15 protein-coding genes are annotated in these 17,657 nt (G+C 67.4%); 7 read left to right on the top strand and 8 right to left on the bottom strand.

All coding sequences use genetic code 11. The annotated features are described in order from the left end of the window. Positions 1-10 precede the first annotated feature (10 nt). The 4 genes from VG543_RS01475 to VG543_RS01460 form a co-directional block, all read right to left on the bottom strand. Positions 11-628, bottom strand: a complete 618-nt coding sequence (locus tag VG543_RS01475) for an HD-GYP domain-containing protein (RefSeq protein ID WP_058983344.1) — start codon at positions 626-628, stop codon at positions 11-13. Between the two features lie 47 nt (positions 629-675). After that, positions 676-4,140, bottom strand: coding sequence for a transcription-repair coupling factor (gene mfd, locus VG543_RS01470; RefSeq protein ID WP_423177536.1), 3,465 nt, complete (start codon positions 4,138-4,140; stop codon positions 676-678). 127 nt (positions 4,141-4,267) lie between these two features. Next, positions 4,268-4,813, bottom strand: coding sequence for a GNAT family N-acetyltransferase (locus VG543_RS01465; protein ID WP_019659177.1), 546 nt, complete (start codon positions 4,811-4,813; stop codon positions 4,268-4,270). A 95-nt stretch (positions 4,814-4,908) separates the two neighbouring features. Beyond that, on the bottom strand, positions 4,909-5,766 hold the full coding sequence (locus VG543_RS01460) for a 23S rRNA (adenine(2030)-N(6))-methyltransferase RlmJ (protein WP_423177535.1): 858 nt from the start codon (positions 5,764-5,766) through the stop codon (positions 4,909-4,911). Between the two features lie 35 nt (positions 5,767-5,801). On the opposite strand from VG543_RS01460, the gene creB reads away from it, so the two are divergent. The 7 genes from creB (at position 5,802) to VG543_RS01425 (ending at position 13,614) form a co-directional block, all read left to right on the top strand. Continuing rightward, positions 5,802-6,527, top strand: coding sequence for a two-component system response regulator CreB (gene creB / locus VG543_RS01455; protein WP_019659175.1), 726 nt, complete (start codon positions 5,802-5,804; stop codon positions 6,525-6,527). 3 nt (positions 6,528-6,530) lie between these two features. Beyond that, positions 6,531-7,991: a two-component system sensor histidine kinase CreC gene (gene creC / locus VG543_RS01450; RefSeq protein WP_019659174.1), complete on the top strand. Its 1,461-nt coding sequence runs from the start codon at positions 6,531-6,533 to the stop codon at positions 7,989-7,991. An 81-nt stretch (positions 7,992-8,072) separates the two neighbouring features. Beyond that, entirely contained in the window at positions 8,073-9,392 is a 1,320-nt protein-coding gene (gene creD, locus VG543_RS01445; protein ID WP_019659173.1) for a cell envelope integrity protein CreD, read from the top strand. Positions 9,393-9,402: 10 nt separating this feature from the next. Continuing rightward, on the top strand, positions 9,403-9,813 hold the full coding sequence (locus tag VG543_RS01440) for a hypothetical protein (protein ID WP_019659172.1): 411 nt from the start codon (positions 9,403-9,405) through the stop codon (positions 9,811-9,813). A 124-nt stretch (positions 9,814-9,937) separates the two neighbouring features. Then, positions 9,938-11,530: a M28 family metallopeptidase gene (locus VG543_RS01435; protein ID WP_423177533.1), complete on the top strand. Its 1,593-nt coding sequence runs from the start codon at positions 9,938-9,940 to the stop codon at positions 11,528-11,530. Positions 11,531-11,684: 154 nt separating this feature from the next. Beyond that, positions 11,685-13,088, top strand: a complete 1,404-nt coding sequence (gltX, locus tag VG543_RS01430) for a glutamate--tRNA ligase (RefSeq protein WP_134732486.1) — start codon at positions 11,685-11,687, stop codon at positions 13,086-13,088. A gap of 34 nt (positions 13,089-13,122) precedes the next feature. Continuing rightward, complete coding sequence (locus VG543_RS01425; protein ID WP_021202513.1) at positions 13,123-13,614, top strand: Fur family transcriptional regulator; 492 nt, start codon at positions 13,123-13,125, stop codon at positions 13,612-13,614. Positions 13,615-13,709: 95 nt separating this feature from the next. Here the strand turns inward: VG543_RS01425 and VG543_RS01420 are convergent, their stop codons facing one another. The 4 genes from VG543_RS01420 to VG543_RS01405 all read right to left on the bottom strand — a co-directional run bounded on the left by VG543_RS01420 (position 13,710) and on the right by VG543_RS01405 (position 17,648). Next, a complete protein-coding gene (locus VG543_RS01420; protein WP_021202514.1) occupies positions 13,710-14,864 on the bottom strand; it encodes an HlyD family secretion protein in 1,155 nt (384 codons plus the stop codon). Positions 14,865-14,872: 8 nt separating this feature from the next. After that, entirely contained in the window at positions 14,873-16,546 is a 1,674-nt protein-coding gene (locus VG543_RS01415) for an MFS transporter (RefSeq protein WP_423177531.1), read from the bottom strand. Beyond that, complete coding sequence (locus VG543_RS01410; RefSeq protein ID WP_019659167.1) at positions 16,546-17,112, bottom strand: TetR/AcrR family transcriptional regulator; 567 nt, start codon at positions 17,110-17,112, stop codon at positions 16,546-16,548. Before VG543_RS01410 ends, VG543_RS01415 begins: the two co-directional genes overlap by 1 nt. Before the next feature lie 221 nt (positions 17,113-17,333). Next, complete coding sequence (locus VG543_RS01405) at positions 17,334-17,648, bottom strand: hypothetical protein (protein ID WP_312545285.1); 315 nt, start codon at positions 17,646-17,648, stop codon at positions 17,334-17,336. Positions 17,649-17,657: the final 9 nt, after the last annotated feature.

Here is a 17,657-nt window from a genome sequence, read left to right as displayed (position 1 = left end):
CGGCGGGCAGCTACGCCAGCGCAGGTTCCCGCGCCAGCATGCGATGGAAGCGCTGCAGCACGTAGGGGTCCACCAGCCCGCCGGACTGCGCTTCGATGATCCGCAAGGCGGTTTCGTGCTCCATTGCGTCGCGATACGGGCGTACGCTGGTCATCGCATCGTAGGCATCGACGATAGTGACGATGCGCGCGCCCAGGGGAATGGTTTCACCGCGTAGCCCGTCGGGATAGCCGCTCCCATCGAACGCCTCGTGATGGGCACGGATCAGCTGCGCGACCGGCGCGGCGTCACTGCGACCGGTCGCCAGGAAGATGTGTTCGCCGCGCACCGGATGCTCACGCATGATCGCGCGTTCCTCGTCGGTATGGCGGCGCGGGGCCAGCAGCACCTCGTCGGGAATGCCGATCTTGCCGATGTCATGGAAGCGCGCGGCCAGGCCGACCTGTGCACAGGCCTCCTGACCCAGGTCGCAGTGCGCGGCCAGGCACTGCGCGAGCAGGCCGACGCGGTCGCAGTGGTGGCGGGTGTAGGCGTCGCGCATCTGCAGCGACATCGAGAGCGCATCGATCAGGCAGGACTGCGCGTGCAGCAGGTCGGGGGCGGGTACGGCGTCAGGGAGCATGGTCATCCGCCCGCACCGGGTGGGGACCGGTGCGGGGTGTTCGGGGGGGGCGATCAACCCGGGGCGAGGGTGGTCAGAAGGGCGCGGGCCGCATTGAAGCGGTCTTCCGGCAACGGCAGCGGGTGCTTGATGCGCAGCTTGTCGGGCCCTTCCATGGCGTAGAGGTTCGGTTGTTTCTGGATCAGCTGGATCACCGCCATCGGGTCGATGTTCGGCTTGGACTCGAACACGATGCGGCCACCGTTCTCGCCCAGGTCCAGCTTGCGGATGCCCAGCGTGTTGGCCTTGAGCTTCAGCTCGGCGATGGCGAACAGGTGCTTGGCCGCATCCGGCAGCAGGCCGAAGCGGTCGATCATCTCCACCTGCAGCTCGCGCAGCGCATCGGTGTCGCGCGCGCTGGAAATACGCTTGTACAGGGTCAGGCGCGTGTGCACGTCCGGCAGGTAGTCTTCCGGGATCAGCGCCGGCACATGCAGCTCGACCTCGGCACCGCGCACTTCTTCACCGGCATCCAGGTCGGGCAACTTGCCCTGCTTGATGCTGCGTACCGCGCGTTCCAGCAGCTCGGTATAGAGGCTGAAGCCGACCTCGGCCATCTGCCCGCTCTGGTCCTCGCCAAGCAGTTCACCGGCGCCGCGGATTTCCAGATCGTGGGTGGCCAGGGTGAAGCCGGCGCCCAGCTCGTCCATCGAGGCGATCGCTTCCAGGCGCTTCTCGGCGTCGGGTGTGATCGCGCGACGGTCGGGGGTGATCAGGTAGGCGTAGGCACGGTGGTGCGAACGACCGACGCGGCCGCGCAGCTGGTGCAGCTGGGCCAGGCCGAAACGGTCGGCACGGTTGATGATGATGGTGTTGGCGTTGGGGATGTCGATGCCCGATTCGATGATCGTGGTCGACAGCAGCACGTTGAAACGCTGCTTCTGGAAATCCAGCATCACCTTTTCCAGTTCGCGCTCGGGCATCTGCCCGTGGGCGATGCCGATGCGTGCCTCCGGCACCAGCTCGGACAGCTCGCGCTGCATGCGGCCGATGCTCTCCACGTCGTTGTGCAGGAAGTACAGCTGGCCACCGCGCGCGAGCTCGCGCTGGAAGGCTTCGCGCAGCAGCGCGTTGTCCCACTGGGTGATGAAGGTCTGCACCGCCAGCCGGTTCGGCGGCGGCGTGGCGATGATCGACAGGTCGCGCAGGCCGGCCATGGCCATGTTGAGCGTGCGCGGGATCGGCGTGGCGGTCAGCGTCAGCAGGTGCACGTTGGCGCGCAGCGCCTTCAGCGCCTCCTTCTGGCGCACGCCGAATCGCTGCTCCTCGTCGACGATGACCATGCCCAGGTCCTTGAACTTCACGTCCGGCTGCAGCAGGCGATGGGTGCCGACGATGACGTCGATGGTGCCGGCAGCGACCTTTTCCAGTTCGGCCTTGATTTCCTTGCTGGTCTTGAAGCGCGACAGCACCTCGACCTTCAGCGGGTAATCGGCGAAGCGGTCGCGGAAGTTGCGGTAGTGCTGTTCGGCCAGCAGCGTGGTCGGCACCAGCACGGCCACCTGCTTGCCGGCACTGGCGGCGGCGAACGCGGCGCGCACCGCCACCTCGGTCTTGCCGAAGCCGACGTCGCCGCAGACCACGCGGTCCATCGGCTGGCTGCTGGCCAGGTCGCGCAGGGTCGCATCGATCGCGGCCAGCTGGTCCGGGGTCTCCTCGAACGGGAAACCGGCCGCGAACGGCTCGTACATCGCGCGGTCGACCTGCAGTGCCAGGCCGGCACGCGCTTGGCGGCGGGCCTGGATCTCCAGCAGCTCGGCAGCAACGTCGCGTACTTTCTCGGCGGCCTTGCGCTTGGCCTTGCTCCACTGCTCGCCACCGAGCGAATGCAGCGGCGCGGTTTCCGCCGACGCACCGGAATAGCGGCTGATCAGGTGCAGCTGGGCGACCGGCACATACAGGCGGTCGCCCTTGGCATATTCGATTTCGAGGAACTCGCCGGGCATGCCGCCGACGTCCATCGCGATCAGGCCACGATAGCGGCCGACGCCATGATCCTCGTGCACGATCGGCGCGCCCTCGGTCAGTTCACCGAGGTCGCGGATGATCGCTTCCGGCTCGCGGCCGGCACGGCGCGTGCGCCGGGTGCTGCCGGCGCGCTCGGGGAACAGCTGGCGCTCGGTCAGCACCGCGATGCGCGGATCGTCCAGCGCGAAGCCATCCTCCAGCGGTGCCACCGCGATCGCGAAGCGCGCGTCGTCGGCGAGGAAGCTGGGCAGGTCGGCCACCACCGGCGGCTTCAGCTCGGCGGCCTGCAGCACTTCCAGCAGCGCCTCGCGGCGGCCGGGTGAATCGGCGGCGATCAGTACCCGGCCCGGATAATGGCCGAGGAAGGATTTCAGCGCATCGCCGGCGGGGGTTTCGCGCGCGGCCACCGGCAGCGGGGGCAGCGGCTGGTCGCCCAGCGCGTGCGCGTCGGCGATGCGTGCGTGGTCGGCGGCCCATACCTCGATGCGCGGGGCATCGTTCAGGCGCTCGCGCAGCAGCTCCGGCGACAGGTACAGCGCCGACGGCGGCAGCAGCGGCCGTTCCACATCGTGGCGGCGCTGCTCATAACGCTCGCCGGTCTGCGCCCAGAACGCCTCGGCGGCTTCGCCGGCACCGGCACAGACCACCGGCAGGCTGCCGCTGGGCAGGTAGTCGAACAGGGTCGCGGTGCGCTCGAAGAACAGCGGCAGGTAGTACTCGACGCCGGCCGGGGCCAGCCCGGACTTCAGATCCTGGTACAGCGAACTGCGCCGGGTATCCACATCGAAACGCTCGCGCAGCGTGGCCAGCACGCGTGCGATGCTGGCCTCGTCCATCGGCACTTCGCGGCCGGGCAGCATGTGCACCGCCTCGACCTTGTCCAGCGAACGCTGGCTTTCCGGATCGAAGGCACGGATCGAGTCGATGTCCTCGTCCAGTAGTTCTACCCGCAGCGGCTCGTCGGCGCCCATCGGGAACACGTCCAGCAGGCCGCCGCGCACGGCGAAGTCGCCCGGGTCCATCACCTGCGGCACGTTGCGGTAGCCGGCGCTTTCCAGGCGGCGCTTCTCGGCCTCCAGGTCCAGGCGCTGGCCGACCTTCAGGTCGAAGCTGCCACCGATCACATAGCTGCGCGGGGCCAGCTGCTGCAGCAGGGTCTGCACCGGCACGATCACCAGGCCACGCTTCAGCGTGGGCAGGCGGTGCAGGGCAGCCAAGCGCTGCGAGATGATGTCCGGATGCGGGCTGAAGCGGTCATAGGGCAGGGTTTCCCAGTCAGGGAAGGCGACCACCGGCAGGGCCGGGTCGCCGCCAAGCAGGGTCTGCAGGTCGGCTTCAAGCTGGTTGGCACCGTGGTTGTCACGGGCGATCACCAGCAGCGGGGCGTCGTGCGCGCGCGCGGCCTGGGCCAGGTACCAGGCCAGGGCGGTCGGCGAGGCGGGGGCGCGCCACCAGGCGCGGAGCTGGCCGGCACGCGGCAGCGGCGGGGCGGGGTATGAGGTACGCGACATGGACTCCGGATTTTAGCAGAAGCCCCTGCCGGGCCCATGATCGTGACGTGAGCGGGTGTAGCGCCGGGCCAAGCCCGGCGAGCGCAGCGGTTGAATCAACGTCGCCGGGCAGGACCCGACGCATCCGTCAGTTGTCCAGCTCCAGCACCATCCGCACCAGGCCTTCGGCACCGTTCGGATGCGGCACCGGCTTGAAGCCCAGCGAGGCGGCCAGCTGCTTCATTGGCTCGTTCTCGGCGGCAACGTCGCCGTACAGGCGGTCCAGGTACTTGCCGCGGCCCCACTTCACCAGCTTGCGCATCAGCTGCCGGCCCAGGCCCTGGCCGATCAGGAAGCGGCTGATCAGGATCGCGTACTCGGCTTCACGGGTGCCGGGGATGATCGAGGCCCGGGCAACCGCGCCGACCACCGCTTCGCCAGCGGGCAGGGACTCGGCTGCGACCAGGGTGATCTCGGTCTTGGGGTTCGGGTGGGTCAGGCGCTGGGTAGTCTCCGGCGACAGTTCGGTCACCGCCTGCAGGAAACGATCACGGATTTCTTCCGGCCCGAACAGGCTGAATGCCGCTTGCAGCGGTGCGCCATCTTCCGGGCGGATGGGGCGGATCAGCAGCTCGTGGCCGCTGGGAGCCTTGAAGATCTCATGCCAGGGCGGCATGCGGTTGCGAGTGGCCATACCGGGTGATTCCTTGGTGGTCCATCGATTGTGGCATCACCGGGGCTGCATTCCGTGAACGGAAGGCTCACGGCGGTACAGCCTCGTGAAGGCCGTTATTCGGGGGCTTTGAGCCAATCCAGGCGGGTGCTGGCACCGGGTTCGCCCAGGTGCTGGCGCAGCGCCGGCAGGGCCGGGCCGACCACCCGGTCGAACTGCCAGGGCGGGTTGAGCAGCAGCATGCCGCTGCCGTTGAGCCGCAGCGGCGAGTCGTCAGGGCGCACCAGGAACTCGATCGTCATCGCCGACTTGACCGGCAGGGCAGTGGCCTTGCGCAGGAAGTGCAGGATGGTGCGCCGCTGCTTGATCGGGAACCAGACCGCACACGTGGCCTGCGGCCAGCGTGCCAGGGTCTCGGCCAGGGCGGCCAGGACGTTCTGGTATTCCGCGTCCTGGGCCTCGTACGGCGGGTCGATCAGGACCAGGCCACGGCCGATCTTGCTGCCGTTGAACTTCGGCGGCAGCAGCGAGCGCAGCAGGGCACAGCCATCGCCGGCGCGCACGTCGACGCGGCTGTCATGGGCGAACAGGGCCTTCAGCGTGGCCGTTTCGGCCTCCTGCAGTTCACAGACCGCCATGCGGTCCTGCGCGCGCATGGCCTGTGCGCTCAACAGCGGCGAGCCCGGGTAGTTGGTCAGCGCGCCCACCGGATTGTCGGCCTGCACCGCCTTCAGGTAGCGCTCGACCACCTCGGGCAGCCTGGGCTGGGCCATCAGCCGCATGATTCCGGACTCGGCCTCCAGCGTCTTGCGGCTCTCTTCGCTGGCCAGCAGGTAGCGGCCGGCACCGCCGTGGGTATCGAGCACGAAGAACGGGCTGTCCTTGCGCTTGAAGCTGTCGATCAGGGCCAGCTGCACGATGTGCTTGAGCACATCGGCGTGGTTGCCGGCATGGAAGGCGTGGCGGTAGTTCATGGGCGGCAGTGTACGGGGCGGCGGCCGCAGCGGCTATGCTGCGCGCCATGACAGCTCCCGTTGCCCATGTCCTGGTGGTCGAGGACGAAGCCGCCATCGCCGAAACCGTGCTCTATGCGCTGCGCAGCGAAGGCTATGCCGCCAGCCACTGCCTGCTGGGCGGCGAGGCCCTGCAACGGCTGCAGGCCGGCGATATCGACGTGGTGGTGCTGGACGTGGGCCTGCCCGACCTGGGCGGTTTCGAAGTGTGCCGGCGGCTGCGCGCGCAGCCCGGGCCGGCGGCCCAGCTGCCGGTGATCTTCCTGACCGCCCGCAACGATGAAGTGGACCGCGTGCTGGGCCTGGAACTGGGCGCCGACGATTACATGACCAAGCCGTTCTCGCCGCGAGAACTGGTGGCGCGGGTGCGTGCGCGCCTGCGCCGCGCGGCACCGGTCAACGCAGGACCCAGCGCCGATGCGGGCTGGCAGGAACATGGCGCCTTTGCCATCGACCGCGAAGGTCGGCGTATCCGCTTCCGCGGCCAGGCACTGGACCTGACCCGCTACGAGTACGCGCTGCTGGAAGCGCTGCTGCAGCGCCCGGGCGCCATCCTCAGCCGTGCCCAGCTGATGGACCGTGGCTGGGACAGCAGTGCCGACAGCGCCGACCGCACCGTTGATACGCATGTAAAGACGCTGCGCGCCAAGCTGCGCGCGGCCGGTGCCAGCGAAGACCCCATCCGCACCCATCGTGGCCTTGGCTACGCGCTGGAGGTCTAGCCGATGCGCCTGGTATTGAAGCTGTTCCTCGGCTTCTTCCTGATCACCGGCATCGCCGCGTTCTTCGTGATGCGCGTGTTCGTCAACGAAGTGAAGCCCGGCGTGCGCCAGGCGATGGAATCGACCCTGGTCGATGCGGCCAACGTGCTGGCCGAGATGGCCGCCGCCGACGTCAAGGCCGGCACCATCGGCAGCGGCAGCTTCACCCGCAACCTCGCCAAGGCGCGGCAGCGTGACCTGAAAGCGATGGTCTGGCGCTTTCCCAAGCGCTCACTGGACTACCGGGTGACCATCACCGATGCCAAGGGCATCGTCATCTACGACTCGCTGGGCCGCGACCTGGGGCGCGACAACTCGCGCTGGAATGATGTCTATCGCACCCTGCGTGGCGAGTACGGTGCCCGCTCCAGCCCGGAAACGCCGGGCGAGGAAGGCAATACGGTGATGCATGTGGCGGCGCCGGTATACGACCCGGACGACGGGCGCACGCTGATCGGCGTGCTCAGCCTGGCCCAGCCCAACCGCAGCATCGATCCGTTCATCGCTGCCAGCCAACGCGCCATCATCGAGCGCGGCGCCTGGTTGATCGGATTGTCGGCGCTGGTCGGCGTGCTGGTGACGATGTGGCTCACCACGGGCCTTGGCCAGCTCAGCCGCTACGCGCGTGCGGTCAGCGCCGGCGAACCGGTGCCACCCCCGCGGCGGCGCCGCGACGAGATCGGCGACCTGGGCCAGGCACTGGAAACGATGCGCCGCAAGCTGGAGGGCAAGGCCTACGTCGAGCAGTACGTGCAGTCGCTGACGCATGAAATGAAGAGTCCGCTGGCGGCGATCCGCGGTGCCGCCGAGCTGCTGCAGGAGCCACTGCCGGAGGCCGACCGCGTGCATTTTGCACGCAGCATCGTCGATCAGCAGGAGCGGCTGACCGAGACGATTGACAAGCTGCTGGCGCTGGCCGAAGTGGAACAGCACGGCTGGCTGCAGACCCGCGATCCGATCGCGCTGCCAACCTTGCTGGCCGATGCGGCGGCGGCCGCGCAGGTGCGTGCGCAGGCGGCCGGCGTGCAGGTGCGCATCGGCAGCGTACCCGACATGCGCGTGCAGGGTGATGCCTATCTGCTGCGGCAGGCGTTGCACAACCTGATCGACAACGCCATTGCCTTCTCACCGCCCGGCGCGGACATCGCGCTGCTGGCCGAGGTGGACGGGCAGGGCGTACGCCTGCAGGTAGCGGATCGCGGTGCCGGCATTCCCGACTACGCGCGCGAACGGGTGTTCGAACGCTTCTATTCGTTGGCCCGCCCCGGCAGTGGTCGGCGCAGTTCCGGCCTGGGCCTGCCGTTCGTGCAGGAAGTCGCGCGCCTGCACGATGGGCGCGCCAGTGCCGATGCCCGCGACGGCGGCGGTACCGTGGCCAGCCTGTGGTTGCCGCTGGGTACACCAGGCCAGCGCCCCCGCCGCTGACTTCACATTCGCTTCAAATTCGCCACAAACCCCGCTCACCGTGGCGGTCCATCCTGCAGTCCTCTCCAACGAGGATGGACCATGAAATCCCTGAAGATGCTGCTGCGCTTCGCCATTGTCGGCGGCCTGATCCTGCTGCTGCTGGTTCCGCTGACGATGATCCGCAGTGTCATCAACGAACGCAGTGCGTACCGCGACGAGGCTTTCTCGCGGGTGGCCGACAGCCGCGCCGGCGCACAGCAGCTGGTGGGCCCGGTGCGGGTGGTGCCATGGGTGGAACGCAAGCAGGTTGAACTGGTCGACCCGCTGGGCGTCAAGAAGACCGAAGTGCAGGTCACCGAGGGGCACTGGCTGCAGATGCCGGCATCGCTGGAGGTGGGCGGCGAAATGCTGCCGAGCCAGCGTGAGGTGGGGCTGTTCAAGGTGCCGGTGTACAGCTGGAACGGCCAGATGAAGGCGACCTTCGCCGCAGACGATTACCCGGTGAAGGCGGGCCGCAGTTACGGCCAGCCGTATGTGGCGGTGGGGGTTTCCGATGTCCGTGGCCTGGTCGGCACGCCGAACCTGCGCGTGGATGGCAAGCAGCTGCGTTTGCTGCCGGGTGTTGGTGCGGCCGGCGAGATCGGGCGGGGCCTGCATGCACCGGTGGCCGGTTTCGATGCGGATCAGGGCGGCACGCTGGCCGCCAGCACCGTTGAACTGGAGCTGCGCCTGGATGGCAGTCGCATGCTGTCGGTGGTGCCGGTGGGCGATGACACCCACATCGCGCTGCGTTCGAGCTGGCCGCATCCGTCGTTCAGCGGAGCTTTCCTGCCCAACGAGCGCCGCGTTGATGCGCAGGGATTCGATGCGCGCTGGGCGGTGTCCTCGCTGGCCTCCGACGCACAGCGGCAGCTGCGCAATGACGGTTCGGTGGACTCGCAGGCGGTGACGGTGTCGCTGGTCGATCCGGTCGATACCTACACCCAGGCCGACCGTGCCTCGAAGTACGGCGTGCTGTTCGTGCTGCTGACCTTCCTCGGCTTCATCCTGTTCGAGCTGATCAAGTCGCTGCGCATCCACCCGCTGCAGTACCTGATGGTCGGCCTGGCGCTGGCGATCTTCTTCCTGCTGCTGATCAGCCTGTCCGAGCACATCGCGTTCTGGAAGGCCTACCTGGTTTCGGCGGTGGCCTGCATCGGCCTGCAGGCGGTGTACCTGGCCAATGTGCTGGGCCACTGGAAGCGCGGCTTCGGCTTCGCGGCGCTGCTGACCGTGCTGTACGGCGCGCTGTATGGCCTGCTGGTGTCGGAGAACAATGCGCTGCTGATGGGTTCGCTGCTGCTGTTCGTGATCCTGGCGCTGGCGATGTGGGTGACCCGCCGGGTGGACTGGTACGCGCTCGGCGCGGACCTGAAGTAAGGAGCAGGCCATGAGTTGGCGCCAGGGATTGCGGCAACGGGCACGGCAGGGCATTCCGGCCCTGCTGGAAGTGGATGCACTGCTGCAGGCACATGGCGTGCTGGCGGCCCTGCCGGGGGCACGGATCGCCCCCGGCCTGGTCCGCTTCCAGCTGGCGGCGGCGACCTGCCAAGGACTGCGGGGCAAGGGCCTGGGCTGGTTGCAGGGTGCGCGGCAGGGACGTGGCGCAGTGGCCGGACGGGTGCCGCGCTACCGGCCATGGAAGGCCGGGGCGGAAGCGCTGGCCGAAATCGGCATCGACGGCCTGCCCGATGACTGGCCCGCGCATGCGGCGGTGTACGGCTGCTGCAGCGTCGACCGGCGGCACTGGTTGTTGTTGCTGCCGGAGCGGGCGCAGTTGTGGTTGGGGTGGAGGGGGTGATCGGGTTGTTCATCCACGCATGGCGTGGATCTACTGCTGTCCATGACCGATGGGACGGTATCGGCGCGCCCCTGCTGGCTAGACTCGATGGGTTGAAGATCGAGCCGAAGGGCAGGGGTGCGATGTGTTGAAGTGGGGCGTGCTGGCCGCAGCGCTGGTGATGGGTGGCAATGCAGGGGCGCAGCAGCGCGAGACGGTGGACCTGGACATGGTCAGCCGCATCCGCCAGGAGGCCTTCCACCGGTCGCAGGTGATGGACACCTTCAGTTACCTCACCGAACGCATTGGACCGCGGTTGACCAACTCGCCGGCGATGGGCCGCGCCAATGCGTGGACCCGCGGCAAGTTCAACGAATGGAAGCTGGACAACGTCCACGACGAGGCGTTCGATGATTTCGGCCGTGGCTGGGAGTTCACTTCGGCCAGCGTGGAGATGCTGGGTGACCGCGTGCAGCCGCTGCATGCGCTGCCCAAGGCCTGGACCCCCGGTACGAAGGGCCCGGTCGAAGGCGAGCTGGTGCAGGTCGACATCAAGAAGCCCGAAGACATAGAGAAGTACCGCGGCAAGCTGCGTGGCAAGATCCTCCTGCTGGGCGAGGCACGCGAATACAAGCGGGGCACCGAGCCCGATTCGCACCGCCACGACGCCACCTCGCTGGAGGGCCTGCAGGAGTTCACCCTGCCCAAGGACAAGGACGCCACCGCCGAGCGCGCCAAGCGGGTCAAGGAATACCAGGAACGCCAGCAGCTGGCGGCCAGGGTCAATGCCTTCTTCGTGGAAGAGGGCGCGCTGGCCTCGATCGGCATCAGCAGCTGGGACAACGGCATCATCCGCGTTGCCGGTGGTGGTTCGCGCAAGGCCGGTGAGTCGGTGGGCATTCCCGAGCTGGCGATGATCAGCGAGCACTTCAATCCGCTGGTACGCGCGCTGGAGGCCAAGCAGACCGTGCGCCTGCGCGTGGATGTGGCCGCACGCTTCACCGACGAGGCCGACCAGCCCGGCTACAACACGCTGGCCGAGATCCGTGGCAGCAGCAAGCCCGATGAAGTGGTGATGATCGGCGCGCACCTGGATTCCTGGCACAGCGGCACCGGTGCGGCCGACAACGCCGCCGGCGTGGCGGTGATGATGGAGGCGATGCGCATCCTCAAGGCCACCGGCGCCAAGCCCAGGCGCACCATCCGCGTCGCGCTGTGGAGCGGCGAGGAGCAGGGCCTGATCGGCTCGCAGGCCTATGTGGCCAAGCACTTCGGCAAGTTCCCGGAGCCGACCGACCCGGCGCAGAAGGCGCTGCCGGCGTCGCTGCGCGAGCCGACCGGCGCACTGCAGAAGACCCGCGACTACAGCAGGTTCCAGGTCTACTTCAACATGGACAACGGCTCGGGCCGCTTCCGTGGCATCTACGCTCAGGAAAACCTGGCGGCCATGCCCATCTTCGAAGCCTGGCTGGCGCCGTTCCATGACGTGGGCGCCACCACCGTGGCCACCCGCAACACTGGCAGCACCGACCACATCAGCTTCGACCGCATCGGCCTGCCGGGCTTCCAGTTCATCCAGGACCGGCTGGACTACTTCACCAATGTCCACCACAGCCACCTGGACACCTGGGACCACGCCGAACCGGAAGACCTGAAGCAGGCCGCTGCCATCGTCGCCTCGTTCGCCTACAACGCCGCGATGCGCGAGCAGCCGTTCCCGCGCAAGGTGGAACCGTAGAAGGGGACGGAGGGGATTAAGTCGCATCTCCCCTCCGTTTCCCGGTTGCAGTGCCCACGGGCTGGGCAATCACGACTTAATCCCCTCCGTCCCCTTTTTCCGTCGGGGGCGGCGGGCTGGTAAAATCGGGGGATTCCCGTTCCTCGAGCCGTCCATGACCTGCCGCACCCGCTTCGCCCCCAGTCCCACCGGCTACCTCCACATCGGTGGTGCCCGCACCGCGCTGTACTGCTGGCTGGAGGCCCGCCACCGTGGCGGCGAGTTCGTGCTGCGCATCGAGGACACCGACCGTGAACGCAGCACCCAGGGTGCGATCGACGCCATCCTGGAGGCGATGGAGTGGCTGGGCCTGGACTATGACGAAGGCCCGATCTACCAGACCGACCGCGTTGCCCGTTACCAGGAAGTGGCCGAGCAGCTGATCGCCGAGGGCAAGGCGTACTACGCCTACGAGACCCGCGAAGAGCTGGACGCGATGCGCGAGGCTGCCATGGCCAGGCAGGAGAAGCCGCGCTACAACGGCGCTGCGCGCGATCTGGGCCTGCCCTACAGGGACGACCCGAACCGCGTCATCCGCTTCAAGAATCCGCTGGAAGGCACGGTGGTGTTCGACGACCTGATCAAGGGCCGCATCGAGATCGCCAACAGCGAGCTGGATGACATGGTGATCTTCCGCCCGGACGGCTACCCCACCTACAACTTCGCGGTGGTGGTGGACGACTGGGACATGGGCATCACCGAGGTCATCCGCGGCGACGACCACATCAACAACACCCCGCGCCAGATCAACCTGTACGAAGGCATTGGTGCGCCGGTGCCGAAGTTCGGCCACATGCCGATGATCCTGGACGAGCAGGGCGCCAAGTTGTCCAAGCGCACCGGCGCGGCCGACGTGATGCAGTACAAGGACGCCGGCTACCTGCCCGATGCGCTGCTGAGCTACCTGGCCCGTCTCGGCTGGTCGCACGGTGACCAGGAGCTGTTCAGCCGCCAGGAGCTGATCGAGCTGTTCGACGTGAAGGACTGCAACTCCAAGGCCTCGCGACTGGACATGGCCAAGCTGGGCTGGGTCAACCAGCACTTCCTGAAGACCGAGGATGTGGCCGCGATCGTGCCGCACCTGGTCTACCAGCTGCAGAAGCTGGGGCTGGACGTGGCTGCCGGACCGGCACCGGAGGACGTGGTGATCGCCCTGCGTGAACGCGTGCAGACCCTGAAGGAGATGGCCGAGAAAGCCGTGGTCTGGTACCAGCCGCTGACCGAGTACGATGACGCGGCGGTGGCCAAGCACTTCAAGGCCGGTGCCGAGGTGGCGCTGGGCAAGGCCCGCGAGCTGCTGGCGGCGTTGCCGGAATGGACCGCCGAATCGGTGGGCCTGGCCCTGCATGACGCGGCCGCAGCGCTGGAGATCGGCATGGGCAAGGTGGCCCAGCCGTTGCGCGTGGCCATCACCGGTACCCAGGTCAGTCCTGACATTTCCCATACCGTGTACCTGGCTGGCCGCGAGCAGGCCTTGAAACGCATCGATGTGGCCATCACCAAGGTAGCAACGGCCTGAGGCATCCTTGCCAGGCCCGAACCGGAGAACGCGCATGTCCGCCAAGACCGCCACTGCTTGTACCGCCCCGCACCACCACGTCCACGACGCATCGGATTTCGTGGCGGTGGTCGAGCGTGTCTCGCGCGAACGCGGGCTGCGCCTTACCCCGATCCGCGCCAATGTACTGAAGCTGATCGCCGAGGCCGGCAAGCCGGTCAAGGCCTATGAGTTGCTGGAATGGGTGCGCAACGGCAAGGGTGTGGGTGCTGATGCCCCGCCCACCGTGTACCGCGCCCTCGACTTCCTGATGGCCAATGGCTTCGTGCACAAGCTGGAATCGGTGAATGCCTTCGTGGCCTGCCACCACCCCAGCAGCGCCGCGCATTCGGTGCCGTTCCTGATCTGCAACAGCTGCCACAGCGCGGTGGAACTGGAAGACCGGGAAATCGTCAGCCAGCTGGAAAAGCGCGCCAAGGAACTGGGCTTCCAGCCGCAGGCACAGACCCTTGAAGTGCACGGTCTCTGCGCGCGCTGCGCGGGGTAATGCAATGGTAGTGCCGGCCGCTGGCCGGCATCCTGAGTGGGGTCAGATCCCTTTGCCATTGGCAAAAGGGATCTGACCCCGTTTCATGACAAGGGCTAGTCCTTCGGTTTGCCTGCCGTATCCACCCGCACGATCACCGACATGCCGGGCCGCAGCCGCGCCGCCAGTGCCTGACCCGGATCGATCGAGATCCGCACCGGCAGCCGCTGCACCACCTTGGTGAAGTTGCCGCTGGCATTGTCCGGGCGCAACACGCTGAACTCCGACCCGGTGGCGGGCGCGATCTCTTCGACACGGCCCTTCAGCACCTGCCCCTGGAACGCGTCCACCGAGAACGTGGCCGGCTGGCCGATCGCCATCCCCCAGGTCTGGCCTTCCTTGTAGTTGGCCACCACCCACAGCGTGTCAGGTACCAGGAACAGCAGCTGCGAGCCGGCCGCGACGTACTGGCCCACGCGTACGCTGGCTTCACTGATCTGGCCGTCGCGCGGTGCGTGGATCACCGTATTGGCCAGATCGATGCGGGCCAGCTCCAGCTGCGCCTGCGCGCTTTCCACCTGGGCCTCCAGGCTTTTGCGCGCGACCTGGGTCGACACCAGCGTTTCCTCGGCGATGCGGATCTGCGCCTGCGACTGCTGCACGCTGGCCTGCGCCGAGGCCTGGCTGGTGCGGAACTTGTCGCGGTCATTGATCGACACGAGTTGCTGTGCGGCCAGTTCCTCGTAGCGCTTCAGCTCGTTGCGCGAGCGCTGCAGTTCGGCCTGGCCGGCCGAGAGCGTGGCGCGCGCCGAGGCGATCTGCGCACGGTTCTGCGCCTGCGACTGGTCGGAGTTGGCCAGCGCCGCACGCGCGCTGTCCAGCGTTGCCTGCGCCTGGGCGACACGCTGCGCATAGATGCGGTCATCGATGCGCAGCAGCGGCTCGCCTTCCTTCACGTGCTGGAAGTCCTTCACCAGCACCTCGGTCACATAGCCGTTCACCTGCGGCGCCATCACCGTGATCTGGCCGCGCACATAGGCGTTGTCGGTCACCATCACGCTGCTGGTGAACGGCCACAGGTGCCAGGCACGCAGGATCAGCGCAATGCCCAGCAGGGCGACAATCACCATCACCGCCACGCTGCGCGCGCTGGGCTTGAGGTACTTCGGCGCGACCGCGGGTTCTACCGGCGTGGACGCGGGCGCCGCGTCGGTGGGCGGCGGCGGGGTGACGTTGTCGGCGTCGTCGGGTCGGGGCGGCACGGGAGGCATGGGGGGACTCAACGGGATGCGGCCGGCGTGGCCGCGGTGGACACGGGCGGGTGGCGCTTGCGCCATTGCTTCAGTACGGCGGTACGCAGCGACAGCAGCAGCAACCAGCACAGGAAACCGATCGCCAGCCAACCGCTCAGGGTGAACACATCGTTGAAGCCACGCACGTTGGCTTCTCGGCGCGTGGTCTGTGCCAGCTGCGCGCTGCCCTGTGCGCTGCGCAGGACCGGGTCGGTGATCTGGGCGCTGTACAGCTGCTGCTGGAGACGCAGGCGTTGCGCTACCATCGGATCGGCCGGATCGAGCTGGCTGGTCAGCGCGCTGGAATACAGTTGCTCGCGATGCAGCTGGAAGGTGCCCAGCACCGCCGAGCCGGCCAGGCCGCCCAGCGTCTGCGTGATCGACAGCGTCACCAGGAAGGTGATCATGTGGTCCACGCCCTGTTTCAGCGCAGCAGAGATGCCAAGCATGATCAGGGGCCCCATGAACATGCCCGCACCGACCGAGGCCAGGAACTGGCTGGCGTAGAAGTCGTGCGGCCGATCCATGCTGGTGCGGTGCTGGTCGAAGAACGCGGCGGCGCCCAGCAGCAGGATCGCCATCAGCAGCTGGGCGATCAGCCGCTTCGGGCCGAAGGTAAGCGAGGCACCGGCGATTCCGGTGATCACCCCGGCCAGGATCACCACGAACAGCGGCCGCATCTGGTCCGGTCCCATGCCCAGCGTGCGCATCAGGTTGACCACGCCGTAGGACTGCTCGGTGGTCAGGAAGCGGATCAGGAAGGCGCCGACGATGAAATGCAGCACCGGCAGCGTCGACAGCCAGCGGATCTGCAGCAGTGGGTTACGCCGGTAGTGCTCGATGATCAAGGCGGTGGTGGACAGCACGATCGAAGCGATCAGCGCCCAGCCCAGCCACGCTGTATTGAGCCACCAGCGCGTGTAGCCCTGCGCCAGCACGATCACCAGCAGGGCGACGGCCGGGGCGAGCAGCGCGAACGTGAGGAAGTCCAGTGGCTCGAACGCCTTCACCTGGATGCCCGGCGGCAGCTTCAGCACTACCACTGCGGCGAAGGCGCACAGGGCCAGGCCGGCCTCGAACGAGTACAGTTGGTGCCACTGGCCGGTATCGACCAGGCCCGGGGAGACGATCCAAGCGATCGGCACCGCCAGCTGGGAAAGGCCGACGCCGACCACCAGCAGATTGCCGGTGAAGCGCCGCGGCAGCGCCTGCAGCATGTACAGCGTGCCCAGCGTTGAACAGGCCGCGCCGGCGAAGCCGCTGGCGGCACGGGTCAGCATCGTGGTCTCGAAGCTGCCGACGAACAGGTGCAGCACCGCCAGCGCCGCATACAGCCCCAGCCCGATTTCGGCGAACAGGCGGATGCCGTACTGCTGGCGGAACTTGAAGGCCAGCAGGTTGGCGGTGACGTTGACCATGGCATAGGCCGCTACCAGCCAGCTGCCCTGGGTCGGGGTCAGCGCCAGCTGGCCCTGCAGGAACGGCAGGTTGGCGGTTACCAGCGCATTGCCGAGGCCGCCGGTGATCGCTACCAGCAACGATACCAGCGCATAGGCCGCACGCCGGTACGGCGGGTGCCAGGGCATCGACGCCGAGCCGGGCATGGTCGGCTTCTCATGTTCCTCCCAATCCGGAACCGGCTTCAGATACGGCTGGACCATCAACGGGCCTCGCTGGCAGCTCCCTGGAGACCGCCACGCAACAGTTGCAGGGCGCGCCCGGCCAACTGGGCGCGCTCGTCGCGGGTCTTGCCGCGCAGGGCCGCACCCAGCATGCCCGAGATCAGTGAAATATCCGTCTTTTCCAGGTCGGCACGGCACAGTCCGGCGGCCTTGGCGCGCGCGATCGGTTCCTCCAGCAGGTCGCGCACGGTCTCGCGCGCAGCGCGCATGGACGGCACGTCCGAATCGACCGCACGCCAGTAATCGGCCAGCGCCGGCGAATCGATGATGCGCTGGGCCATGCCCTCGAATACCTCGAACAGGGCGTCGTCGCGGTCGCCGAGCTGTTCGACCTGGCGCCGGATGCGGTCGACCGTACGCTGCAGCAGCGCCTGGATCAGCGCGGTGCGGTCGGGGAAGTTGCGGTACAGGGTGGCGCGGCCCACCTGGGCGCGTTCAACCACCAGGTCCAGCGGGGCGGTGACACCGTGTTGGCCGAACACATGATCGGCGGCGTCGAGGATGAGGGCGCGGCGGGCAGCGGCATCGGCACGTTGGGCGGTCATGGGTATATTTTCGGACATTAGTGTCCGATTGGCGAGACTTTGAGTGACGGGATTGTCCGCTTGTTGTCGTACGCACATCTTTGTGACGGATACGTGATGGTGAGAATCTGAACGAAAGCGGGGCCCGAAGGCCCCCCGCTGGAGTTGTTGTAGATCCACGCCATGCGTGGATGAAAAGGCTTGGCGCCGGAACGGATGCGGCTAGCCGGTGGCTGATCCGCTCATCTGGCCTTCTTCCTGCTCTTGATGAAATCAATGAACCCCTTCTCATGGCCCTCAAAGACACGACGGCCGTACTTCCGGTACTGCGGTTCAAATAGTGTGTAGGCCCCATCCAGGTCTCCGGCCTCGAACTCAATCGTTGCAAGGAGCTCGTCCATGTACTCGCTTGAGGCTTCTCCTTGTCCATAAATGCCTCTGGCGACCATCGCCCACGCTCTGGCCTTCTCAAACTGAGCGGTATCGCGATAGAAGACAGCTATTCCATACGAGGTAATCTGGCCGTAGCCATAAGCAGATTTCGGCTCTGGAATCATGTCCCGGCT

This window comes from Stenotrophomonas sp. CASM101 (assembly GCF_049384845.1).
GTDB classification, from domain to species: Bacteria; Pseudomonadota; Gammaproteobacteria; order Xanthomonadales; family Xanthomonadaceae; genus Stenotrophomonas; species Stenotrophomonas hibiscicola.
This window is presented reverse-complemented; position numbering and strand designations above follow the sequence as displayed.

Coding starts and splice junctions, on each gene's coding strand:
- VG543_RS01440 (WP_019659172.1), top strand. CDS start 9,403: ATGAGTTGGCGCCAGGGATTGCGGCAACGGGCACGGCAGGGCATTCCG.
- creC (WP_019659174.1), top strand. CDS start 6,531: ATGCGCCTGGTATTGAAGCTGTTCCTCGGCTTCTTCCTGATCACCGGC.
- VG543_RS01415 (WP_423177531.1), bottom strand. CDS start 16,546: ATGGTCCAGCCGTATCTGAAGCCGGTTCCGGATTGGGAGGAACATGAG.
- VG543_RS01420 (WP_021202514.1), bottom strand. CDS start 14,864: ATGCCTCCCGTGCCGCCCCGACCCGACGACGCCGACAACGTCACCCCG.
- VG543_RS01475 (WP_058983344.1), bottom strand. CDS start 628: ATGACCATGCTCCCTGACGCCGTACCCGCCCCCGACCTGCTGCACGCG.
- creB (WP_019659175.1), top strand. CDS start 5,802: ATGCTGCGCGCCATGACAGCTCCCGTTGCCCATGTCCTGGTGGTCGAG.
- VG543_RS01405 (WP_312545285.1), bottom strand. CDS start 17,648: ATGATTCCAGAGCCGAAATCTGCTTATGGCTACGGCCAGATTACCTCG.
- creD (WP_019659173.1), top strand. CDS start 8,073: ATGAAATCCCTGAAGATGCTGCTGCGCTTCGCCATTGTCGGCGGCCTG.
- VG543_RS01410 (WP_019659167.1), bottom strand. CDS start 17,112: ATGACCGCCCAACGTGCCGATGCCGCTGCCCGCCGCGCCCTCATCCTC.
- VG543_RS01465 (WP_019659177.1), bottom strand. CDS start 4,813: ATGGCCACTCGCAACCGCATGCCGCCCTGGCATGAGATCTTCAAGGCT.
- VG543_RS01425 (WP_021202513.1), top strand. CDS start 13,123: ATGTCCGCCAAGACCGCCACTGCTTGTACCGCCCCGCACCACCACGTC.
- gltX (WP_134732486.1), top strand. CDS start 11,685: ATGACCTGCCGCACCCGCTTCGCCCCCAGTCCCACCGGCTACCTCCAC.
- mfd (WP_423177536.1), bottom strand. CDS start 4,140: ATGTCGCGTACCTCATACCCCGCCCCGCCGCTGCCGCGTGCCGGCCAG.
- VG543_RS01460 (WP_423177535.1), bottom strand. CDS start 5,766: ATGAACTACCGCCACGCCTTCCATGCCGGCAACCACGCCGATGTGCTC.